This is a genomic window from Pseudomonas sp. RIT778 (genome assembly GCF_019718735.1).
In the GTDB taxonomy this organism is placed as follows: domain Bacteria; phylum Pseudomonadota; class Gammaproteobacteria; order Pseudomonadales; family Pseudomonadaceae; genus Aquipseudomonas; species Aquipseudomonas aphyarum.
This window is the reverse complement of sequence record NZ_JAIHBA010000036.1, coordinates 13,516-35,808: the sequence shown is the minus strand read 5'-3', so window position 1 is coordinate 35,808 and position 22,293 is coordinate 13,516. Positions and strand designations below refer to the sequence as shown.

Annotated in this window: 25 protein-coding genes; 24 read left to right on the top strand and 1 reads right to left on the bottom strand. The window is 60.2% G+C overall.

Annotated features, from left to right (window positions below):
* Positions 1 to 32: 32 nt before the first annotated feature.
* The 6 genes from queA (at position 33) to K5E37_RS23900 (ending at position 6,117) form a co-directional block, all read left to right on the top strand.
* Entirely contained in the window at positions 33 to 1,082 is a 1,050-nt protein-coding gene (queA, locus tag K5E37_RS23925) for a tRNA preQ1(34) S-adenosylmethionine ribosyltransferase-isomerase QueA (RefSeq protein WP_007956699.1), read from the top strand.
* A 14-nt stretch (positions 1,083 to 1,096) separates the two neighbouring features.
* A complete protein-coding gene (gene tgt / locus K5E37_RS23920) occupies positions 1,097 to 2,212 on the top strand; it encodes a tRNA guanosine(34) transglycosylase Tgt (RefSeq protein ID WP_161794909.1) in 1,116 nt (371 codons plus the stop codon).
* 43 nt (positions 2,213 to 2,255) lie between these two features.
* Positions 2,256 to 2,591 carry a preprotein translocase subunit YajC gene (gene yajC / locus K5E37_RS23915; protein ID WP_007956696.1) on the top strand — a complete coding sequence of 112 codons (336 nt, stop codon included), beginning with the start codon at positions 2,256 to 2,258 and terminating at the stop codon, positions 2,589 to 2,591.
* 64 nt (positions 2,592 to 2,655) lie between these two features.
* Positions 2,656 to 4,524 (top strand): protein translocase subunit SecD, encoded by a 1,869-nt coding sequence (secD, locus tag K5E37_RS23910; protein ID WP_039765691.1) that lies wholly within the window; start codon positions 2,656 to 2,658, stop codon positions 4,522 to 4,524.
* A gap of 9 nt (positions 4,525 to 4,533) precedes the next feature.
* Complete coding sequence (secF, locus tag K5E37_RS23905) at positions 4,534 to 5,448, top strand: protein translocase subunit SecF (protein WP_007956694.1); 915 nt, start codon at positions 4,534 to 4,536, stop codon at positions 5,446 to 5,448.
* 120 nt (positions 5,449 to 5,568) lie between these two features.
* Positions 5,569 to 6,117, top strand: a complete 549-nt coding sequence (locus tag K5E37_RS23900) for a glycine zipper 2TM domain-containing protein (protein WP_007956693.1) — start codon at positions 5,569 to 5,571, stop codon at positions 6,115 to 6,117.
* A 97-nt stretch (positions 6,118 to 6,214) separates the two neighbouring features.
* Here K5E37_RS23900 and suhB read toward each other — a convergent pair whose 3' ends face one another.
* Complete coding sequence (gene suhB, locus K5E37_RS23895; protein ID WP_007941397.1) at positions 6,215 to 7,033, bottom strand: inositol-phosphate phosphatase; 819 nt, start codon at positions 7,031 to 7,033, stop codon at positions 6,215 to 6,217.
* Positions 7,034 to 7,178: 145 nt separating this feature from the next.
* Here suhB and trmJ point away from each other — a divergent pair, with 145 nt between their 5' ends.
* From trmJ to bamB, 18 genes are all read left to right on the top strand, one after another.
* Positions 7,179 to 7,949 (top strand): tRNA (cytosine(32)/uridine(32)-2'-O)-methyltransferase TrmJ, encoded by a 771-nt coding sequence (gene trmJ / locus K5E37_RS23890; RefSeq protein ID WP_007956692.1) that lies wholly within the window; start codon positions 7,179 to 7,181, stop codon positions 7,947 to 7,949.
* Between the two features lie 2 nt (positions 7,950 to 7,951).
* Positions 7,952 to 8,728, top strand: a complete 777-nt coding sequence (gene cysE, locus K5E37_RS23885) for a serine O-acetyltransferase (RefSeq protein ID WP_007956691.1) — start codon at positions 7,952 to 7,954, stop codon at positions 8,726 to 8,728.
* A gap of 168 nt (positions 8,729 to 8,896) precedes the next feature.
* Positions 8,897 to 9,388: a Fe-S cluster assembly transcriptional regulator IscR gene (iscR, locus tag K5E37_RS23880; RefSeq protein WP_007956690.1), complete on the top strand. Its 492-nt coding sequence runs from the start codon at positions 8,897 to 8,899 to the stop codon at positions 9,386 to 9,388.
* Positions 9,389 to 9,438: 50 nt separating this feature from the next.
* Positions 9,439 to 10,653 (top strand): IscS subfamily cysteine desulfurase, encoded by a 1,215-nt coding sequence (locus K5E37_RS23875; protein ID WP_007956689.1) that lies wholly within the window; start codon positions 9,439 to 9,441, stop codon positions 10,651 to 10,653.
* A 101-nt stretch (positions 10,654 to 10,754) separates the two neighbouring features.
* Positions 10,755 to 11,141, top strand: a complete 387-nt coding sequence (iscU, locus tag K5E37_RS23870; protein WP_003227907.1) for a Fe-S cluster assembly scaffold IscU — start codon at positions 10,755 to 10,757, stop codon at positions 11,139 to 11,141.
* 28 nt (positions 11,142 to 11,169) lie between these two features.
* On the top strand, positions 11,170 to 11,493 hold the full coding sequence (gene iscA / locus K5E37_RS23865) for an iron-sulfur cluster assembly protein IscA (protein WP_003227904.1): 324 nt from the start codon (positions 11,170 to 11,172) through the stop codon (positions 11,491 to 11,493).
* An 8-nt stretch (positions 11,494 to 11,501) separates the two neighbouring features.
* Positions 11,502 to 12,023 carry a co-chaperone HscB gene (hscB, locus tag K5E37_RS23860; RefSeq protein ID WP_007956687.1) on the top strand — a complete coding sequence of 174 codons (522 nt, stop codon included), beginning with the start codon at positions 11,502 to 11,504 and terminating at the stop codon, positions 12,021 to 12,023.
* 51 nt (positions 12,024 to 12,074) lie between these two features.
* Complete coding sequence (hscA, locus tag K5E37_RS23855; RefSeq protein ID WP_085745316.1) at positions 12,075 to 13,940, top strand: Fe-S protein assembly chaperone HscA; 1,866 nt, start codon at positions 12,075 to 12,077, stop codon at positions 13,938 to 13,940.
* Positions 13,940 to 14,281: an ISC system 2Fe-2S type ferredoxin gene (gene fdx / locus K5E37_RS23850; protein WP_007956685.1), complete on the top strand. Its 342-nt coding sequence runs from the start codon at positions 13,940 to 13,942 to the stop codon at positions 14,279 to 14,281. The genes hscA and fdx overlap by 1 nt, the downstream gene beginning before the upstream one ends.
* Positions 14,282 to 14,295: 14 nt before the next feature.
* Positions 14,296 to 14,496: a Fe-S cluster assembly protein IscX gene (gene iscX / locus K5E37_RS23845; protein WP_008084655.1), complete on the top strand. Its 201-nt coding sequence runs from the start codon at positions 14,296 to 14,298 to the stop codon at positions 14,494 to 14,496.
* An 88-nt stretch (positions 14,497 to 14,584) separates the two neighbouring features.
* Positions 14,585 to 15,010 carry a nucleoside-diphosphate kinase gene (gene ndk / locus K5E37_RS23840; protein ID WP_221535332.1) on the top strand — a complete coding sequence of 142 codons (426 nt, stop codon included), beginning with the start codon at positions 14,585 to 14,587 and terminating at the stop codon, positions 15,008 to 15,010.
* Between the two features lie 29 nt (positions 15,011 to 15,039).
* Positions 15,040 to 16,188, top strand: coding sequence for a 23S rRNA (adenine(2503)-C(2))-methyltransferase RlmN (rlmN, locus tag K5E37_RS23835; RefSeq protein WP_007956683.1), 1,149 nt, complete (start codon positions 15,040 to 15,042; stop codon positions 16,186 to 16,188).
* A 12-nt stretch (positions 16,189 to 16,200) separates the two neighbouring features.
* Positions 16,201 to 16,959 carry a type IV pilus biogenesis/stability protein PilW gene (gene pilW / locus K5E37_RS23830; RefSeq protein ID WP_007956682.1) on the top strand — a complete coding sequence of 253 codons (759 nt, stop codon included), beginning with the start codon at positions 16,201 to 16,203 and terminating at the stop codon, positions 16,957 to 16,959.
* Positions 16,959 to 18,017 carry a RodZ domain-containing protein gene (locus tag K5E37_RS23825; RefSeq protein WP_221535331.1) on the top strand — a complete coding sequence of 353 codons (1,059 nt, stop codon included), beginning with the start codon at positions 16,959 to 16,961 and terminating at the stop codon, positions 18,015 to 18,017. Before pilW ends, K5E37_RS23825 begins: the two co-directional genes overlap by 1 nt.
* A 3-nt stretch (positions 18,018 to 18,020) precedes the next feature.
* The gene (gene ispG / locus K5E37_RS23820; RefSeq protein WP_007956680.1) at positions 18,021 to 19,130 is read left to right on the top strand and encodes a flavodoxin-dependent (E)-4-hydroxy-3-methylbut-2-enyl-diphosphate synthase; all 1,110 of its coding nucleotides are present in this window, start codon (positions 18,021 to 18,023) and stop codon (positions 19,128 to 19,130) included.
* A gap of 22 nt (positions 19,131 to 19,152) precedes the next feature.
* Entirely contained in the window at positions 19,153 to 20,442 is a 1,290-nt protein-coding gene (gene hisS / locus K5E37_RS23815; protein ID WP_085606838.1) for a histidine--tRNA ligase, read from the top strand.
* Between the two features lie 41 nt (positions 20,443 to 20,483).
* Complete coding sequence (locus K5E37_RS23810; protein WP_007956678.1) at positions 20,484 to 21,125, top strand: tetratricopeptide repeat protein; 642 nt, start codon at positions 20,484 to 20,486, stop codon at positions 21,123 to 21,125.
* Complete coding sequence (gene bamB, locus K5E37_RS23805) at positions 21,118 to 22,269, top strand: outer membrane protein assembly factor BamB (RefSeq protein ID WP_039765728.1); 1,152 nt, start codon at positions 21,118 to 21,120, stop codon at positions 22,267 to 22,269. The genes K5E37_RS23810 and bamB overlap by 8 nt, the downstream gene beginning before the upstream one ends.
* Positions 22,270 to 22,293 lie beyond the last annotated feature (24 nt).

Sequence of the window (22,293 nt, the reverse complement as noted above, 5' to 3'; positions counted from 1 at the left end):
AGACTTTCCGGCCCTGCTAGACGAACCCCATCATGCGCGTTGCTGACTTTACCTTCGAGCTTCCTGATTCGCTGATTGCCCGCCATCCTTTGGCCGAGCGTCGCGGTAGTCGCCTGTTGACCCTGGATGGGGTCAGCGGCGCCCTGGCACACCGTCAATTCACTGATCTGCTGGAGCATTTGCGCCCGGGCGATCTGATGGTGTTCAACAATACCCGGGTGATTCCGGCGCGCCTGTTCGGGCAGAAGGAGTCCGGCGGCAAGCTGGAAATCCTCATCGAACGCGTGCTCGATACCCATCGCGTGCTGGCCCATGTGCGTTCCAGCAAGTCGCCGAAGCCGGGTTCGAAGATCCTGATCGACGGCGGCGGCGAAGCCGAGATGCTGGCGCGTCACGATGCGCTGTTCGAGCTGGGGTTTGCCGAAGAAGTGCTGCCGCTGCTCGATCGCGTCGGCCACATGCCGTTGCCTCCTTATATAGACCGCCCGGACGAAGGTTCGGATCGCGAGCGCTATCAGACCGTGTATGCCGAGAAACTCGGCGCGGTGGCGGCACCGACCGCCGGGCTGCATTTCGATCAGACGTTGATGGAAGCGATCGCCGCCAAGGGCGTCGAGACTGCGTTCGTCACACTGCACGTCGGCGCCGGCACGTTTCAGCCGGTGCGCGTCGAGAAGATCGAAGATCACCACATGCACAGCGAGTGGCTGGAAGTCGGTCAGGACGTAGTTGATGCAGTCGCCGCTTGCCGTGAGCGCGGCGGTCGAGTCATCGCTGTCGGCACCACCAGCGTGCGTTCGCTGGAAAGCGCCGCCCGCGATGGCGTGCTCAAGCCGTTCAGCGGCGACACCGACATCTTTATCTTCCCGGGCCGGCCGTTCCATGTGGTCGATGCGCTGGTCACCAATTTCCATTTGCCCGAATCCACGCTGTTGATGCTGGTCTCGGCCTTCGCCGGTTATCCGGAAACCATGGCTGCCTACAAAGCCGCGGTCGATAACGGATACCGCTTTTTCAGCTACGGTGATGCGATGTTCATCACCCGTAATCCCGCCCCCCGCGGCCCAGAGGAATCCGTATGAGTCGCACCTGTCGTATGTCTTTCGAGTTGCTTGCCACCGATGGCAAGGCTCGTCGTGGTCGTCTGACCTTCCCTCGTGGCACCGTCGAGACCCCGGCCTTCATGCCGGTGGGCACCTACGGCACGGTCAAGGGCATGTTGCCGCGTGACATCGTCGCCACCGGCGCGGAGATCATTCTGGGCAACACCTTCCACCTGTGGCTGCGCCCGGGTACTGAAGTGATCAAGGAGCACGGCGACCTGCACGATTTCATGCAGTGGAAAGGCCCGATCCTGACCGACTCCGGTGGTTTCCAGGTGTTCAGCCTCGGCGCCATGCGCAAGATCAAGGAGGAGGGCGTGACCTTCGCCTCCCCGGTCGACGGCTCGAAAGTGTTCATGGGCCCGGAAGAGTCGATGCAGGTCCAGCGCGACCTGGGCTCGGACATCGTGATGATCTTCGACGAATGCACCCCGTACCCGGCTGACGAAGACGTGGCCCGTGTGTCCATGGAGCTGTCGTTGCGCTGGGCTCAGCGTTCGAAGAATGCCCATGGCGACAACACGGCGGCGCTGTTCGGCATCGTCCAGGGCGGCATGCACCAGGACCTGCGCATGCGCTCGCTGGAAGGCCTGGACAAGATCGGCTTCGATGGCCTGGCCATCGGCGGTCTGTCGGTGGGCGAACCCAAGCATGAAATGATCAAGGTGCTGGACTACCTGCCGGGCATGATGCCGGCTGACAAACCTCGTTACCTTATGGGCGTTGGCAAACCGGAAGATCTGGTTGAGGGTGTGCGCCGCGGTGTGGACATGTTCGATTGCGTGATGCCAACCCGTAATGCCCGCAACGGGCATCTGTTCATTGATACAGGCGTGCTGAAGATCCGTAACGCGTTCCATCGCCATGATGATTCGCCTCTGGATCCGACCTGCGATTGCTATACCTGCCAGAACTTCTCCCGCGCTTATCTGCATCATCTGGACAAGTGCGGCGAAATGCTCGGCAGCATGCTCAATACCATCCACAATTTGCGCCATTATCAGGTGCTGATGGCTGGTTTGCGCGAGGCTATTCAACAGGGTACATTGGCCGCCTTTGTCGATGCCTTCTACGCCAAACGCGGGCTTCCCGTTCCGCCTTTGGACTGAGTTTTCTGACCCCAAGATTCAACATTTGCAACTGGAGTGCTAAATGAGCTTTTTTATCTCTAATGCCATGGCTGACGCGGCTGCACCGGCTGCAGCGCCTATGGGCGGCGGCTTCGAGTGGATTTTCCTGGTCGGCTTCCTGGTCATCTTCTACCTGATGATCTGGCGTCCACAGGCCAAGCGCGCCAAAGAGCAGAAGAACCTGCTGAGCAGCCTGCAGAAGGGCGACGAAGTGGTCACCACCGGCGGCATCGCCGGCAAGATCACCAAAGTGGCCGATGACTTCGTGGTTCTGGAAGTTTCCGACACCGTGGAAATGAAGTTCCAGAAGGGCGCCATCGCCGCCACGCTGCCAAAAGGCACGCTGAAAGCGATCTAAGGTTCCAACTTCTACTCAATCGACGGGGCGCGCAAGGCGCCCCGCGTTCATAACGGGCGGCGTGATGCTGAACAAATATCCTCTGTGGAAATACATTCTGATCCTGGCGGTGCTGGCGATCGGTCTGATTTATTCCGCTCCGAATCTATACCCCGATGACCCGGCCATTCAGATCAGCGGCGCCAGCACGGCCCTGCAGGTCAATCAGGCCGATCTGGATCGCGTGAGCACCGCGCTCAAGGAATCCGGGATCAACGTCAAGGCTTCGAGCCTGGCTGCGAACGGCAAGGGCGGTCTGATCCGTCTGACCAAGGCTGAAGACCAGCTGCCGGCCAAGGACGTTGTCCGCAAGGCATTGGGTGATGACTACGTCGTCGCGCTGAACCTGGCACAAACCACCCCGCAATGGCTGCGCAGTGTGGCCGCGCACCCGATGAAGCTGGGTCTGGACTTGTCCGGTGGTGTGCACTTCCTGCTGGAAGTGGACATGGACAAAGCCCTCGACGCCCGCCTGAAAGTCTACGAAGGCGACGTCAAGAGCCTGTTGCGCAAAGAGAAACTGCGTTATCGCAGCCTGCCGCAACTCAATGGCGCCATTCAGCTGGGCTTCAGCGATGCTGATTCCCGCGAGCAGGCCCGTGCGCTGATCCGCAAGAATTTCAACGATTTCGACATTGTTCCGGCCGACCTCAACGGTCAACCGGTGCTGCGTCTGGCGATGACCCCGGCCAAGCTGGCGGAAATCCGTGAATACTCCATCAAGCAGAACTTGACCACGGTACGTAACCGCGTCAACGAGCTGGGTGTTGCCGAGCCGATCGTCCAGCGTCAGGGCGCCAACCGTATCGTGGTTGAGCTGCCGGGCGTGCAGGACACTGCCGAAGCCAAGCGTATTCTCGGCAAGACGGCTAACCTGGAGTTCCGTCTGGCTGCAGAGCCGGGTGCTTCGAAAGCCACTTCCGAAACTTTCGAATTCCGCGAAGGCAATCGTCCTCCTGCCCAGATCGAGCGTGGCCTGATCATCACCGGTGACCAGGTGACTGACGCCAAGGCCGGTTTCGGCGAGCACGGCACGCCTGAAGTGAACATCCGTCTGGATGGTCACGGTGGCGAGCTGATGAGCCGCGCGACCCGCAGCAACGTCGGTCGCAGCATGGCGGTGATCTTCATCGAGCAGCGCCCGGTCACCACTTACACCAAGCAAGTGGTCGACGGCGTCGAGAAAGACGTCGCGGTGCAGACCTTCAAGGAAGAGAAGAAGATCATCAGCCTGGCGACCATTCAGTCGCCGCTGGGTGCTCAGTTCCGTATCACCGGCCTGAACGGCCAGGGCGAGTCGTCCGAGCTGGCGCTGCTGCTGCGTGCCGGTGGTCTGGCTGCTCCGATGTACTTCGCTGAAGAACGCACCATCGGCCCGAGCCTGGGTGCAGACAACATCACCAAGGGTATCGATGCATCGCTGTGGGGCATGTTGTTCGTCTCGCTGTTCATCATCGCCATCTACCGTTTCTTCGGTCTGATCGCCACCGTTGCACTGGCGGTGAACATGGTGCTGCTGCTGGCGCTGATGTCGCTGCTGGGCGCCACGCTGACCTTGCCGGGTATCGCCGGTATCGTGTTGACCATGGGTATGGCGGTCGACGCCAACGTACTGATCTTCTCGCGGATTCGTGAAGAGATCGCCGCCGGCATGACCGTGCAGCGTGCAATCAACGAAGGCTTCGGTCGGGCATTCACTGCGATTCTCGACGCCAACCTGACCACCTTGCTGGTCGGCGGCATCCTGTTCGCCATGGGCACCGGCCCGGTGAAGGGCTTCGCAGTAACCATGTCCCTCGGGGTTCTGACTTCGATGTTCACGGCCATCATGGTCACCCGCGCGATGGTCAACCTGATCTTCGGCGGTCGTGACTTCAAGAAGTTGTGGATTTAAGGGGCTGCCATGTTACGTACAATCAACTTCATGGGCGTCCGCAACTTTGCGTTCGGCGTCACTGTATTTCTGACCTTGCTGGCAATCTTCAGTGTGTTCCACAAGGGCATGAACTGGGGTCTGGACTTCACCGGCGGTACGCTCATCGAGCTGACCTACGAGCGTCCGGCCGATGTCACCAAAGTGCGCGAGCAGCTGGTTTCTTCCGGTTATCACGAAGCCGTGGTGCAGAACTTCGGCGCGACCACCGATCTGCTGGTGCGCATGCCGGGTGAAGACCCGCAGCTGGGCCATCAGGTGGCGGAAGCGCTGCAGAAGGTCGGCGGCGACAACCCGGCGACCGTCAAGCGCGTCGAGTTCGTCGGCCCGCAGGTCGGTGAAGAACTGCGCGACCAGGGCGGCATGGGCATGCTGCTGGCGCTCGGCGGCATCCTGATCTACCTGGCTTTCCGCTTTCAGTGGAAGTTTGCGGTCGGCGCCATCGTGTCGCTGATCCACGACGTGATCGTGACCGTGGGTATCCTGTCGTTCTTCCAGATCACCTTCGACCTGACGGTGCTGGCGGCGGTACTGGCGATCATCGGTTACTCGCTCAACGACACCATCGTCGTGTTCGACCGGGTGCGTGAGAACTTCCGTGTTCTGCGCAAGGCCACGCTGATCGAGAACATCAACATCTCGACCACCCAGACCCTGCTGCGGACTATCGCGACCTCGGTTTCGACCTTGCTGGCGATTGCGGCGCTGCTGTTCTTCGGCGGTGACAACCTGTACGGCTTCTCCCTGGCGCTGCTGGTGGGTGTTCTGGCGGGTACCTACTCGTCGATCTACATCGCCAACGTGGTGCTGATCTGGCTGAACCTGTCGACCGAAGACCTGATTCCGCCGGTCAACACCGAGAAGGAAGTCGACGACCGTCCATAACGGCCATCGTTTTCCCGGCTGTCAGTCAAAAAAGACGCGAGTTGAACTCGCGTCTTTTTTTTTGCTCCAAGGCTGGGAGAAGCGCGGGCGCGTCCCGCATGTGATGGTCAGGAGGTTCATGTGAACAAGTCGTTGCTGGTTGGTGCGGTATTGGGTGCTGTCGGTGTGACTGCCGGGGGTGCTGTTGCCACCTACAGCCTGGTTAAAAGCGGCCCTGAGTATGCGCAAGTGCTGGCCGTAGAACCGGTCAAAACACAGATCAAGACTCCACGTGAAGTGTGCAAGGATGTGACGGTGACCCGGCAGGCGCCGGTGAAAGATCAACACCAGATCGCCGGCACCGTGGTCGGTGCGCTGGCAGGTGGTCTGCTGGGTAACCAGATCGGCGGCGGCACCGGCAAGAAGATTGCCACGGTGGCCGGTGCGGTCGGTGGTGGTTACGCCGGTAACAAGGTTCAGGAGGGTATGCAGGAGCGTGATACCTACACCACGACCCAGACTCGCTGTAACACGGTGAATGACATCAGCGACAAGGTCGTGGGCTATGACGTCCGGTATTCGCTGGACGGCAAGGAAGGCAAGGTGCGGATGGATCGTGATCCGGGCAACCAGATCCCGGTCGACAAGGAAGGCAAGCTGATCCTGTCGCAGAACGAGCCGGGCCAGTAACTGGCTGATGGCTTATAGGAAAAGCACCCTTCGGGGTGCTTTTTCATGCCCATAAAAAAACACCCCGAAGGGTGTTTTTTTTGGTTTCGCGAAACGCTTAGCGCTTCAGCGAGGCCGGCAGGTGCGGCTGGATCGCCGTCAGAACTGCCTTGAAGCATTTGGTGTTGCCGGCAACAACGTGGCCTTTCTCAAGGAAGTCGTGACCGCCGGTGAAGTCGCTCACCAGGCCGCCTGCTTCCTGAATCAGCAGGGCGCCAGCGGCCATGTCCCACTCGGACAGGCCTGATTCCCAGAACGCGTCGAAACGACCAGCAGCAACGTAAGCCAGGTCCAGGCTCGCCGAACCGGCGCGGCGGATGCCGGCAGTCTGGCCAACCAGGGCGCGGAACATGCCCAGGTAGTTGTCGAGGTTGTCCATCTGGTCGTCACGGAACGGGAAACCTGTACCGAGCAGAGCGCCGTCCAGGCTGGTACGACCGCTGACACGCAGGCGACGACCGTTCAGTTGAGCGCCGCGACCACGGCTGGCGGTGAATTCTTCCTGGCGAACCGGATCCAGAACAACGGCGTGTTCCAGGCGACCACGGTATTTGCAGGCAATGCTGACAGCGAAGTGAGGAATGCCGCGCAGGAAGTTGGTGGTGCCGTCCAGCGGATCGATGATCCACAGGTATTCTTCGCCTTCGATGCCGGTGCCGGCGTGCAGACCGGTCTCTTCACCCATGATCGAGTGATTCGGGTAAGCCTTGCGCAGGGCGTCGATGATTTTCTGTTCGGCGGCGCGATCGACCTCGGATACGTAATCCTTGGCGTCTTTTTCGTCGACCTTGATGGTATCCAGGCGCTCGATGGAGCGGAAGATCAGTTCACTGGCGCTGCGGGCGGCGCGCAGCGCGATATTCAGCATGGGCTGCATGGATGTGTCACCTAAGGTTGTTAAAGAAAGCCGCGCATTCTATCAGAACTTTTCTTCAGGTGAAGGTCGCTGTTCGCTTTCATAGCTTAACGGTAGGCTGTTCTGTAAGATTTGCACCCCTTTGCCGAGTCCGAGAGCGCCCGCCGTGCTGCAAAATATTCGTGTCGTCCTGGTCAACACCAGCCATCCGGGAAACATCGGCGGGACCGCGCGCGCCATGAAAAACATGGGCCTGTCGCGCCTGGTACTGGTTGATCCGCGAGTCTTTCCGCATCACGAAGCCGATGCCCGTGCTTCCGGTGCCGGTGACATCCTTGAAAACGCGCAAGTCGTCGCCACCTTGGAAGACGCCCTGGTCGGTTGCAATCTGGTGCTCGGCACCAGTGCTCGTGATCGGCGCATTCCCTGGCCATTGCTGGATCCGCGCGAGTGCGGGACCAAAGTGGTCGAGGAGGCCGGGCAGGGCGCGGAAATTGCGCTGGTGTTCGGTCGTGAAGATTCCGGCCTGACCAACGACGAGCTGCAGCGATGTCACTATCACGTGCACATCCCCTCCGATCCTGAATTCAGCTCGCTGAACCTCGGGGCGGCGGTGCAGGTGTTGAGTTATGAAGTGCGCATGGCGTGGCTGGCTGCACAAGGTCAGCCGACCAAGATCGAGAAGGAAGAAGTCGCCTCCGTGAAAAGCGCAGAGCTTGCGACCATGGATGAGCTGGAGCGGTTCTATGAACACCTGGAGCAGACTCTGGTGGCCATCGAATTCCTCGATCCGGAAAAGCCGCGACACTTGATGGCGCGCCTGCGCCGGTTGTACGGACGCAGCTCGGTCAGCCGGGCGGAAATGAATATTTTGCGTGGCATCCTCACGGAAACCCAGAAAGCGGCCCGTGGCGAGCTCCTTAAGCGGAAGGATTAATGATGTTCGAGCGTTTGCGTGAAGATATCCAGAGCGTATTCCACCGAGACCCGGCGGCGCGTAACGCTTTTGAAGTCCTGACCTGCTACCCCGGCATGCATGCAATCTGGATTCATCGACTGGCCGGCATGCTCTGGCGCAACGATCTGAAATGGCTGGCACGGCTGGTGTCGAACTTCGGTCGCTGGCTCACCGGGATCGAGATCCATCCGGGTGCCAAGGTCGGTCGACGCTTCTTCATCGACCATGGCATGGGCATCGTGATCGGCGAAACCGCTGAAATCGGCGATGACGTGACGATCTATCAGGGCGTGACCCTGGGTGGTACCAGCTGGAACAAAGGCAAGCGTCACCCGACCCTCGGCGATGGCGTTGTGGTGGGGGCGGGTGCGAAGGTGCTCGGTCCGTTCACTGTGGGTGCTGGCGCCAAGGTCGGGTCCAATGCCGTGGTCACCAAGGAAGTGCCTCCGGGCGCCACTGTGGTGGGGATTCCGGGGCGTATCATCGTCAAGTCCGATGATGAGGCGGACGCCAAGCGCAAGGCGATGGCCGAGAAGATCGGCTTCGATGCCTACGGCGTCAGCGAAGACATGCCCGATCCGGTGGCGCGCGCCATCGGCCAGTTGCTCGATCACCTGCAAGCGGTGGACGGACGTCTGGAGGGGATGTGCGGCGCGCTGAAGGATCTGGGCAGTAATTACTGTGCGAAAGACCTGCCCGAGCTGCGTGAAGAAGACTTTGCCTGCGTCAAGGGCAAGGACGAATCCAAGCTCCACTGACGCACTTGCAGGGCTGCTGCCGACCGGTGTGCCATTAGGCCGCAGACCCTGCTATCATTCGCGCGCTCTTTTGCGGGTAAACCCGACTAAAGCACTAGGTCTTATAGTTGACTTAAATGCTCGGGAATTGCATACTCCCGCCCATTCCGAACTCCGTGGTAATTGTCCATGCGACTGACTACAAAAGGCCGATACGCCGTGACCGCCATGCTTGACCTGGCGTTGCACGCGCAACACGGGCCGGTGTCCCTGGCCGATATCTCCGAGCGCCAAGGCATCTCCCTGTCCTATCTCGAACAGCTTTTCGCCAAGCTGCGCCGCAGTAACCTGGTTTCCAGTGTTCGCGGTCCGGGCGGTGGCTACCAGTTGTCCCGCGACATGCAGGGCATCCAGGTGGCTCAGGTGATCGATGCGGTGAACGAATCGGTCGATGCAACAAAATGCCAGGGCCAGGGCGACTGCCACTCCGGTGACACCTGCCTGACCCATCACCTGTGGTGCGACCTGAGCCTGCAGATTCACGAATTTCTCAGCGGTATCAGCTTGGCCGACCTCGTAACTCGCCGTGAGGTGCAGGAAGTGGCCCAGCGTCAGGATCAGCGTCGTTGCAATGGCAAGGCGCCGCGCCTGGACAAGATTGAAGCGTCCGCCGTCGAATGACAGCCAGAGAGCTAGCGGCACGCCAGCCAGCCTGATTTAGGAGATAGTCCATGAAATTGCCGATTTACCTTGATTACTCTGCGACCACCCCGGTCGATCCGCGCGTTGCGCAAAAAATGAGTGAATGCCTGCTGGTCGACGGAAACTTCGGTAACCCGGCGTCCCGTTCCCACGTGTTCGGCTGGAAAGCCGAAGAGTCCGTCGAAAACGCCCGTCGTCAGGTGGCCGATCTGGTCAACGCCGACCCGCGTGAAATCGTCTGGACCTCCGGTGCCACCGAGTCCGACAACCTGGCAATCAAGGGTGCGGCACATTTCTACGCCTCCAAGGGCAAGCACCTGATCACCTCCAAGATCGAACACAAGGCTGTCCTCGACACCATGCGCCAGTTGGAGCGTGAAGGTTTCGAAGTCACCTACCTCGATCCGACCGAAGATGGCCTGATCACCCCGGCCATGATCGAAGCCGCGCTGCGCGAAGACACCATCCTGGTGTCGGTAATGCACGTGAACAACGAAATCGGTACCGTCAACGACATCGCCGCCATCGGCGAGCTGCTTCGTTCGAAGGGCATCCTGTTCCACGTCGACGCCGCTCAGTCCACCGGCAAGGTCGAAATCGACCTGCAGAAACTGAAAGTCGACATGATGTCGTTCTCCGCCCACAAGACCTACGGCCCTAAAGGTATCGGCGCGCTGTACGTCAGCCGCAAGCCGCGTGTGCGCATCGAAGCGACCATGCACGGCGGCGGTCACGAGCGCGGCATGCGTTCCGGCACCCTGGCGACTCACCAGATCGTCGGCATGGGCGAAGCGTTCCGTGTGGCCAAGGAAGACATGGCTGCCGAAAACGTCCGCATCAAGGCGTTGAGCGACCGTTTCTACAAGCAGGTCGAGCACCTGGAAGAGCTGTACGTCAACGGCAGCCTGACCGCCCGCGTTCCGCACAACCTGAACCTGAGCTTCAACTACGTTGAAGGCGAGTCGCTGATCATGGCGCTCAAGGATCTGGCGGTTTCGTCCGGTTCGGCCTGCACCTCGGCGTCGCTTGAGCCTTCGTACGTACTGCGCGCCCTGGGCCGCAACGACGAACTGGCACACAGCTCGATCCGTTTCACCTTCGGCCGTTTCACCACCGAAGAAGAAATCGACTACGCCGCGCAGAAAGTCTGCGAGGCCGTTACCAAGCTGCGCGCTCTGTCGCCGCTGTGGGACATGTACAAAGACGGCGTCGATATCTCGAAGATCGAGTGGGCGGCACACTAAATATAGAAGCCGCCGGATACAGATCCTGTAGCGACGCGGCGGTTTACGCAGCGCAGTTGCAGGGTCTCAAGAGCGGCCCTGATGAGTGAGGATTGAGAATCATGGCTTACAGCGAAAAGGTCATCGACCACTACGAAAACCCGCGCAACGTCGGCAAGATGAACGCGGAAGATCCTGATGTCGGCACCGGCATGGTCGGTGCTCCGGCGTGCGGCGACGTGATGCGTCTGCAAATCAAGGTCAACGATCAGGGCGTTATCGAAGACGCCAAGTTCAAGACTTACGGCTGCGGTTCGGCTATCGCCTCCAGCTCCCTCGCTACCGAGTGGATGAAAGGCAAGACCCTGGACGAAGCTGAAACCATCAAGAACACTCAGCTGGCCGAAGAACTAGCCCTGCCGCCAGTGAAAATCCACTGCTCGGTTCTCGCTGAAGACGCCATCAAGGCCGCCGTTCGCGATTACAAGCAGAAGAAAGGCTTGATCTAAGCATTGGGCGACGAGTAAGGAGTCAACGATGGCTATCAGCATGACAGAAGCGGCTGCTCGACACGTGCGACGCTCCCTCGACGGGCGCGGCAAGGGTGAAGGGATTCGTCTGGGTGTTCGCACCACGGGCTGTTCCGGCCTTGCCTACGTGCTGGAGTTTGTCGACGAGGTGGTTGCAGAAGATCAGGTGTTCGAGAGTCACGGCGAGAAAGTGATCATCGACCCGAAGAGCCTGGCCTACCTCGACGGCACCGAGCTCGATTTCGTCAAGGAAGGGTTGAACGAAGGCTTCAAGTTCAACAACCCCAACGTACGCGGTGAATGTGGCTGCGGCGAAAGCTTCAACATCTGAGGCTTGTCGTGGGTATTCCTTGTCATTTCGCTTTATTCGAGCTGCAACCGGGCTTTCGTCTGGATCTCGAGCAGTTGGCCACGCGCTATCGCGAGCTGGCGCGCGGCGTTCATCCTGACCGCTTTGCCGATGCTTCCGAGCGCGAGCAGCGGTCGGCGCTCGAGCAGTCTGCGCGGCTCAACGATGCCTACCAGACGCTCAAGAGTCCGGCCCAGCGTGCACGTTACCTGCTGACCATCAGCGGGCATGAAGTGCCGATGGAAGTTACCGTCCACGATCCCGAGTTTCTTTTGCAGCAGATGCAATGGCGCGAAGAGCTCGAAGATCTGCAGGACAGTGCCGATCTGGACGGTGTCGCGGCCTTCAAGCGTCGCCTGAAAACCGCCCAGGAAGAGCTCAACGAAAGCTTCGCAGCCTGTTGGGATGATGCAGCGCAGCGCGAACAGGCCGAACGCCTGATGCGGCGCATGCAGTTCCTCGACAAGCTCACCTACGAAGTGCGCCAGTTAGAAGAGCGCCTCGACGATTAACCCAGTGCCGCTCCGGTCGCACGCCTGATATACAGATAAGTCCTGATCACGATGGCCCTACTGCAGATCGCCGAACCCGGCCAAAGTCCTCAACCGCACCAGCGTCGTCTGGCTGTGGGGATCGACTTGGGCACTACCAATTCGCTGGTCGCTGCGTTGCGCAGTGGTCTTTCCGAGCCGCTGGCCGACGCCGAAGGGCGGGTCATCCTGCCTTCCGCCGTGCGTTATCACGCCGATCGCGTCGAAGTCGGCGAGTCGGCCAAACTGGCTGCGTCCTCCGATCCCCTGAATACTGTGCTGTCGGTCAAGCGCCTGATGGGTCGTGGTCTGTCCGACGTCAAGCAATTGGGCGATCAACTGCCGTACCGCTTTGTCGGCGGCGAATCGCACATGCCTTTCATCGACACCGTGCAGGGCCCGAAAAGCCCGGTCGAAGTCTCCGCCGATATCCTGAAAGTATTGCGTCAGCGCGCTGAAGCCACCCTTGGCGGTGAGCTGGTGGGTGCGGTGATCACCGTTCCGGCGTATTTCGACGATGCTCAGCGCCAGGCTACCAAGGACGCGGCGAAACTCGCCGGTCTGAACGTGTTGCGTCTGCTCAACGAGCCGACCGCCGCAGCGGTGGCATACGGTCTGGATCAACATGCCGAAGGCCTGGTCGCGATTTATGATTTGGGTGGCGGCACTTTCGATATTTCGATTCTGCGCCTGACTGGTGGCGTCTTCGAAGTTCTGGCAACCGGCGGTGACAGCGCGCTGGGCGGCGATGACTTCGATCACGCGATTGCCGGCTGGATTATCGAGAGCGCCGGTTTGTCCGCCGACCTCGATCCGGGCGCGCAACGCAGCCTGCTGCAAACTGCCTGCGCAGCCAAAGAAGCCCTGACGGATTCTGACAGTGTTGAAGTTGCCTACGGCGACTGGAAAGCACAACTGACCCGCGAAGCCTTCGATGCGCTGATCGAGCCAATGGTCGCCCGCAGCCTGAAAGCCTGCCGCCGCGCCGTTCGCGATTCCGGCGTCGAGCTGGAAGACGTGCACGCCGTGGTCATGGTCGGTGGTTCGACCCGTGTTCCGCGTGTTCGCGAAGCTGTCGCCGAAGCCTTCGGCCGTCAGCCGCTGACCGAAATCGACCCGGATCAAGTGGTGGCCATCGGTGCCGCGATCCAGGCCGATACGCTGGCCGGCAACAAGCGCGATGGCGGCGAACTGCTGCTGCTCGACGTGATTCCGCTGTCCCTGGGGCTGGAAACCATGGGCGGCCTGATGGAGAAGGTGATTCCGCGTAACACCACCATCCCCGTCGCTCGCGCCCAGGACTTCACCACTTATAAAGACGGCCAGTCGGCCATGGCGATCCACGTGTTGCAGGGCGAGCGTGAGCTGATCAGCGATTGCCGCTCGCTGGCTCGCTTCGAATTGCGCGGCATCCCGGCGATGGTGGCCGGTGCGGCGAAAATTCGTGTGACCTTTCAGGTCGATGCCGACGGTCTGCTCAGCGTTTCTGCCCGTGAACTGGGCTCGGGCGTTGAAGCGAGCATTCAGGTCAAGCCGTCCTATGGTCTGACCGACGGCGAAATCGCCAAGATGCTGAAAGATTCGTTCCAGCACGCCAATGACGACAAGGTCGCCCGCGTTCTTCGCGAGCAGCAAGTCGATGCGCAGCGCCTGATCGAAGCGGTGCAGGGCGCTCTTGAGGCGGATGGCGAGCGTTTGCTCGACGCCGAGGAGCGCATGGTCATTGATCTGCAGGTGCAGGAACTGACCGAACTGATGAAAGGCACTGATGGTTATGCCATCGAGCAGCAGACCAAGCGTCTGTCGCAAGTGACCGATGCTTTTGCAGCCCGTCGTATGGATCAGACGGTGAAAGCCGCTCTGTCCGGGCGCAATCTGAATGAAATCGAGGATATCTGATGCCGCAGGTCATTTTTCTGCCCCACGAGAAGTTCTGCCCTGAAGGCATGGTCGTTGACGCTGCGCCTGGCACGTCGATCCTCGAACTGGCTCACGAACACCACATCGAGATGGAAAGCGCCTGCGGCGGCGTCTGCGCCTGCACCACTTGTCACTGCATCATTCGCGAGGGTTTTGACTCGCTGGAAGAAGCCGACGAGTTGGAGGAAGATTTCCTTGATCGTGCCTGGGGTCTGGAAGCCCAGTCGCGCCTGGCTTGCCAGGCGATCGTCGGTGAAGAAGACATCACCGTCGAAATTCCGAAATATTCGCTTAACCATGCGGCCGAAGCGCCGCACTGACTGGTAAGACTGTCATGAGCTACGGTTGGAATGATGTTCAACGTATTGCAGAAGAGCTGGCGGAAGCCAAACCGGGTGTAGACCCGTTTTCTGTCAATTTCGTCGACCTGCAGCAATGGATCAAAGAGTTGCCGGATTTCGACAATACCTCTGGTCGTGTTGGCGAGAAGGTGTTGGAGGCGGTTCAGACTCTCTGGGCCGAAGAATTGGACTGATCGTCCTCGCAGGTTAGGCAATACCCAAGAACCCGCGTATAATTCGCGGGTTTAATTTTTCGCAAATTACCGTTTCTGGAGTTACACCATGGCTGTTCAACGTACTTTCTCCATCATCAAGCCTGACGCCGTTGCTAAAAACGTGATCGGCAAGATCACCACTCGCTTCGAAGACGCTGGCCTGCGCGTTGTAGCTTCGAAACTGAAGCAACTGTCCAAAGCCGAAGCCGAAGGCTTCTACGCTGAGCACAGCGCTCGTGGTTTCTTCGGCGACCTGGTTGCCTTCATGATCTCCGGTCCTGTTGTTGTTCAGGTTCTGGAAGGCGAAAACGCTATCGCTCTGAACCGTGAGCTGATGGGTGCTACCAACCCTAAAGAAGCTGCTGCCGGCACCATCCGTGCTGACTTCGCTGATTCCATCGACGCCAACGCTGTACACGGTTCGGACTCCGAAGCCGCTGCTGCTCGTGAAATCTCGTACTTCTTCGCAGCTACTGAAGTAACCACTCGCTAAGCATTGGCTTAAAGAGTGAAGGTGAATCCATGACTACATCGACTGTTAAAACCAACCTGCTGGGTCTGACCCAGCCGGAAATGGAAAAATTCTTCGACTCAATCGGGGAGAAGCGTTTCCGTGCCGGTCAGGTAATGAAATGGATTCACCACTTTGGCGTCGATGATTTCGACGCCATGACGAACGTCAGCAAGGCCTTGCGCGAAAAGCTCAAGGCTGTTGCTGAGGTCCGTGGTCCCGAAGTGGTCAGCGAGGACATCTCCAGCGACGGCACCCGCAAGTGGGTGGTGCGCGTGGCGTCCGGCAGCTGCGTCGAGACCGTTTACATTCCCCAGGGCAAACGCGGCACTCTGTGCGTTTCGTCCCAGGCAGGCTGTGCCCTGGACTGCAGTTTCTGCTCCACCGGCAAGCAAGGCTTCAATAGCAACCTCACCGCCGCCGAAGTCATCGGCCAGGTGTGGATTGCCAACAAATCCTTCGGCAGTGTTCCGGCTACCATCGACCGCGCCATCACCAACGTGGTGATGATGGGCATGGGCGAACCGCTGCTGAACTTCGACAACGTCGTGGCCGCCATGCATCTGATGATGGATGACCTGGGCTACGGGATCTCCAAGCGCCGCGTGACCCTGTCCACGTCGGGTGTGGTGCCGATGATCGATGAGCTGGCCAAGCACATCGACGTATCCCTGGCGTTGTCCCTGCACGCACCGAATGACGCATTGCGTAACCAATTGGTGCCGATCAACAAGAAATATCCGCTTAAGATGCTGCTCGAGTCGTGCCAGCGCTACATGTCCGAACTGGGCGAGAAGCGCGTGCTGACCATCGAGTACACCTTGCTCAAGGACGTCAACGACAAGCTTGAGCACGCTGTGGAAATGATCGAGTTGCTGAAGAACATTCCATGCAAGATCAACCTGATTCCGTTCAACCCGTTCCCGCATTCCGGGTACGAGCGGCCGAGCAACAACGCCATCCGCCGGTTCCAGGATCAGCTTCACCAGGCCGGTTTCAACGTCACCGTGCGCACCACCCGTGGTGAAGACATCGACGCGGCTTGTGGTCAATTGGTAGGGCAGGTGCTGGATCGCACCCGTCGCAGCGAACGTTACATCGCCGTGCGTGAGTTGAGCGCCGACAGCGATCTGGCACAGAACGCCGCGAACACTAACTAAGAGAGGATCTCTATGTCCCTGCGCTTTGCGCTGCTGTTGCTGTTGGCCAGCCTGTGTGCTGGTTGTGTCCTGTCGGGCGATTACAACCCGATGAAGACCAGCAAGGGCCGTGACGAAGCGCGGGCTGCCTACGTGCAGCTGGGGCTGGGATACTTGCAGCAGGGCATGACCGAGCGGGCCAAGGTTCCACTGAAGAAGGCGCTGGAACTGGACGGTTCGGATCCCGACGCCAATGCCGCGCTGGGGCTGGTATTCCAGGCCGAAATGGAACCTGCGCTTGCTGACGAACACTTCCGCAAAGCCTTGTCCTCCCGTCCCGCCGATGCGCGCATCCTCAACAACTACGGCAGTTTTCTCTACGAAGAACAGCGTTACAAGGAAGCCTACGAGCGTTTTGAACAGGCGGCCGCCGATACCCTGTATCCTGAGCGTTCGCGGGTGTTCGAGAACCTCGGCATGACGGCGGCGAAGCTCGGGCAGCGTGATCTGGCGCAGCAGCAGCTGGAAAAAGCGCTGCGTTTGAACCGTCAGCAGCCGCGCGCATTGCTGGAAATGGCTGAGTTGTCATTCGAAGACAGGCATTATGTGCCCGCGCGTGACTATTACGACCGTTTCAGCCAGCTCTCCGAGCAAAATGCACGTAGTCTGTTGCTCGCCGTTCGGTTGGCAAAAGTATTTGAAGATCGCGACAAGGCCGCCAGTGCGGGCCTGCAATTAAAACGACTCTATCCCGGTACGCCGGAATATCAGCAATACCTGTCGGAGCAATGATGAAAGCGGCGCATCCCGAAGTTGTAGCAGCGAATCGCGTTAACCCCGGTGAGACCCTGCGCCAGGCCCGCGAAAGCAATGGCTGGTCGCTGGCCGAAGTGGCCCTCAAGCTCAACCTCACCGTGACTTCCCTGAGCAATCTTGAAGCCGGCGCATTCGACAAGTTGCCCGGGCATACTTTCGCTCGCGGCTACATTCGCGCGTACGCCAAATTGCTTGGCATGGACCAGACTGTTTTGGTCCAGCAATTCGACCAGTCCACCGGCACCGATTCCCAGGGCAGCAACGTCCACGCACTGGGCCGTATCGAAGAGCCGGTACGGGTTTCCCACACCATTTTGCGTATCGTCAGCCTGTTGTTGCTGATCGCGGTCATCGGCGGCGGTTTCGTCTGGTGGCAGGATCAGACCTCGATGCGTACCAAGGACCTGATCGGCCTGGCTCCGGAGCACGTCGAAGTCGAAGGCGCCGACGGCACCACCCAGATTCATCCGCTGGACGAGCCGGAAGACCAGGCCGTCGCGGAAGGCGAGGCCGAGGGCTCGACCGCTCTGGCGCTGCCTCAATCGGAAACCACTGCTGAATCGACCGGTGCCGAGACCGAGGCCGCAGCGCCAGCGACCGCACCCGTTGCTCCGGCACCTGCTACGCCAGCCGCGACTCCGGCTGCACCGGCTCATACGCCAGCGCCTGTAGTGGCTGCTCCGGCAACTCCAGCACCAGCCGCTCCGGCCACGCCTGCACCGACCGTTGCTGCCCCGGCAGCCCCGGCCGTCGCTGCACCCACGCCGACAGCGCCAGTTGCTCCGGCCGCAGGTCAGGGCCAGGTTCAGGTGCAGTTCATCGCCGATTGCTGGACTCAAGTGACCGATGGCAGCGGCAAAGTGCTGTACAGCGGCCTCAAGCGTAAGGGCGACAGCCTGTCTGTCGTCGGCAAGCCTCCGTTTGCCGTGCGTCTGGGCGTTGCCCGTGGCGCGCAGGTCAGCTACAACGGCCAGCCGGTCGATGTCGCTCCGTTCACCAGTGGCGAGACCGCTCGCCTGAAGTTGGGTCAATAAGTCATGCACGGCGAATCTCCAATCAAACGTCGCGAATCGCGCAAGATCTGGGTCGGTAACGTGCCCGTGGGCGGCGATGCCCCTATCGCTGTGCAGAGCATGACCAACAGCGACACCAATGACGTCGCTGCCACCGTCGCGCAGATCAACCGTCTGGAAGCCGCCGGCGTCGACATCGTCCGCGTTTCGGTGCCGGACATGGACGCCGCCGAGGCGTTCGGCAAGATCAAGCAACTGGTCAAGGTGCCGTTGGTTGCCGACATCCACTTCGACTACAAGATCGCTTTGCGCGTGGCCGAACTGGGTGTGGACTGCCTGCGCATCAACCCGGGCAACATCGGTCGCGAAGACCGCGTGCGTGCGGTGGTCGATGCCGCCCGTGACCGCGGGATCCCGATCCGCATCGGCGTCAACGCCGGTTCCCTGGAAAAAGACTTGCAAAAGAAATACGGCGAGCCGACCCCGGCCGCGCTGGTCGAGTCCGCCCTGCGTCACGTCGAACACCTCGAACGCCTGAATTTCCAGGACTTCAAGGTCAGCGTGAAGGCTTCCGACGTGTTCATGGCCGTTGAAGCCTACCGTCTGCTGGCCAAGGAAATCGTCCAGCCGCTGCACCTGGGCATCACCGAAGCCGGCGGATTGCGCTCCGGTACAGTGAAATCCGCCGTGGGCCTAGGTATGCTGCTCGCCGAGGGGATTGGCGATACTATCCGCATCTCGCTGGCGGCCGACCCGGTCGAGGAAGTGAAGGTCGGTTACGACATTCTCAAGTCTTTGCATCTGCGTTCCCGTGGCATCAACTTCATCGCCTGCCCGAGCTGCTCGCGGCAGAACTTCGATGTGGTCAAGACCATGAACGAGCTGGAAGGGCGCCTTGAAGACCTGCTGGTGCCGCTGGATGTCGCGGTGATCGGTTGCGTGGTCAACGGCCCCGGCGAAGCCAAGGAAGCCCATATCGGCTTGACCGGCGGCACGCCAAACCTGATTTACATCGACGGCAAGCCGTCGCAGAAACTGACGAATGACAATCTGGTGGACGAGCTGGAAAAGCTGATCCGCGAGAAAGCGGCCGAGAAGGTCGAAGCTGACGCAGCGGTTATCGCGCGCGGCTGATCGAACGAATTAAGGAATTTCTGTGAGCAAGTCTCTGCAAGCCATTCGTGGCATGAACGACATTCTGCCGGAACAGACGCCGGTATGGCGTTATTTCGAAGGCACCGTTTCGCGTCTGCTGGATAACTACGGTTACAAGCAGATCCGCATGCCGATCGTCGAGTTCACCGAGCTGTTCAAGCGCTCGATCGGTGAAGTGACCGACATCGTCGAAAAAGAGATGTACACCTTCGAAGACCGCAACGGCGACTCCCTGACCCTGCGTCCGGAAGGCACGGCCGCGTGCGTGCGTGCAGTGCTCGAGCACGGCATCACCGGCGGTGGCCAGGTACAGAAACTTTGGTACATCGGCCCGATGTTCCGTCACGAGCGTCCGCAGAAAGGCCGTTATCGCCAGTTCCACCAGATCGGTCTGGAAGTGTTCAACCTCGACGGTCCGGACATCGACGCCGAACTGATCGTGCTGACCTGGCGCCTGTGGGGCGAGCTGGGCATCCGCGATGCAGTCAAGCTCGAACTCAACAGCCTCGGCACCAGCGAGTCCCGCGGCCGTTATCGTGAAGCGCTGGTCGAGTACCTCTCGGCGCACCACGACAAACTGGACGAAGACAGCCAGCGTCGCCTCAAAACCAACCCGCTGCGCGTGCTCGACACCAAAAATGCCGACACCCAGGCCGTGCTGGTCGATGCGCCGAAAATGGCGGATTACCTGGATGACGAATCCCGTGCCCACTTCGAAGGCCTGAAGGCCCGTCTGGATGCCGTCGGCATTCCTTACGTGCTGAACCCGAAGCTGGTGCGTGGTCTGGATTACTACAGCAAAACTGTATTCGAATGGGTCACCGACAAGCTCGGCGCCCAGGGCACCGTCTGCGCGGGTGGGCGCTATGACGGTCTGGTCGAGCAGATGGGCGGCAAGCCGACCCCGGGCGTCGGTTTCGCCATGGGTATCGAGCGTCTGGTGCTGCTGCTGGAAACCCTGGAGCAGATCCCGGAAGAAATCTCCCGTCAGGTCGACGTCTATCTCTGCGCCTTCGGCGAAGAAGCAGAGCTGGCCGGTCTGGCCCTGGCCGAGCGTGTACGCGACCAACTGCCCAACCTGCGCCTGCAAGTCAATGCCGGCGCCGGCAGCTTCAAGAGCCAGTTCAAGAAAGCCGACAAGAGCGGTGCGCTGTACGCACTGATCCTCGGTGACGACGAAATGGCCCAGCAAGTGGTAGGTTTCAAACCCCTGCGTGGCCAGGGCGAACAACAAAGCATTGCCTGGGATGCGCTCGCTGCACACCTGGCCACCTGCGTCGTGCAGGGTTGAAGCTGTCTAAACAGCCGATTTAGCGATTAAGGAGTATTGGGGTGTCGAGTACCGAAGACGAACAGTTGGCGGATTTGAAGGACTGGTGGACACGCAACGGCAAACCTCTGGTCACCGGCGGCCTGTTGGCGCTGGTCATCGTGTTCGGCTGGCAGGCTTTTCACAAGTATCAGAGCAACCAGTCGCAAGGCGCCTCGGTGCTCTATCAGCAATTGCTGGAAACCACGCTGACCCCGGATGGCAAGCCTGACGCCGCGCGCGTTGCGGATCTGGCCGGCAAGCTCAACAGCGAATTCGGCGGTTCTGCCTACGCGCAGTACGGCAGCCTGTTCGTGGCCAAGGTAGCGGTCGACAGCGGCAAGCTGGACGACGCGGCGACCGAACTGAAGGCCATCGTTGCCAAACCGGCCAACCCGGCGCTGGGCGAAATCGCCCGTCAGCGTCTGGCGCAGGTACTGGGTGCGCAGAACAAGGCCGATGAAGCCCTGAAACTGCTCGAAGGCGATGCCGACAAGTCGTTCCTGGCCACTCGCGAAGAACTCAAGGGCGACCTGCTGGTACAGCTGGGCCGTACCGATGAAGCGAACGCGGCGTATCAAAAAGCCAAGGCGGCACTGTCGGATGAAGCGGCGGTCGGTGGCCTTCAAATCAAGCTGGACGACCTGGCCAAAGGGGATGCGTGACGTGATCCGTTGGAAGCATGCAGCATTGCTGGCTCTGGCCATTCTGGCCGCGGGTTGCAGCAGCAACAGCAAAAAAGAACTGCCACCGGCCGAGCTGACCGACTTCAAAGAAGAAGTGGTCCTGCACAAGCAGTGGAGCCGCTCGATCGGTGACGGTCAGGGCGAAACGTACAACATGCTGGTACCGGCGATCGACGGTGACACCATCTACGCAGCCGACGTGACCGGTATCGTGATGGGCCTGGATCGCGGCAACGGCGACGTGAAATGGAAGAAAGACCTTGAACTGCCTGTGTCCGGCGCCGTTGGCGTGGGTTACGGTCTGGTCATGGTCGGCACCCTGCGCGGTGAAGTCGTTGCCCTCGACGCCATCAACGGTGAAGAGAAGTGGCGCTCGCGCGTCAACAGCGAAGTCCTCGCGCCACCGGCCAACAACGGTGACGTGGTGGTGGTACAGACCCAGGACGATCGTCTGATCGGTCTGGACGCGTCCACCGGCAATCAGCGCTGGGTGTATGACAGCACTCCGGCCGTGCTGACCCTGCGCGGCACCAGCGCACCGATCGTCACCAACCGCCTCGCGGTGGCTGGGCTGTCGACCGGTAAAGTGGTCGCTCTCGACATTTCCAACGGCGTGCCGGTCTGGGAACAGCGGATTGCGATTCCACAAGGTCGTTCGGAACTGGAGCGCGTGGTCGACATCGACGGCGGTCTGCTGTTGTCCGGCGGTACCCTGTACGTCGCCAGCTATCAGGGTCGCGTTGCGGCACTGGATCTGGAAAGCGGCCGTCAACTCTGGCAGCGCGACGCGTCGAGCTACGCCGGTGTTGCCCAGGGTTTCGGCAACGTCTACGTAAGCCTGTCGTCGGGCACCGTTGAAGGCGTCGACGAGCGTTCCACCACAGCACTGTGGAGCAACGACTCGCTGGCCCGTCGTCAACTGTCGGCGCCGGAAGTGTTCTCCAGCTACGTTGCAGTCGGTGACCTGGAAGGTTACCTGCACCTGCTGAGTCAGGTGGACGGTCGTTTCGTCGGCCGCGAGCGCATCGACAGCGACGGCCTGCGTGCCCGTCCGCTGGTGGTGGGCGACACGATTTATGTGTATGGCAACAGCGGCAAACTGGAAGCCCTGACCATCAAGTAACAACTATGCTTGGGGTTAACTCCC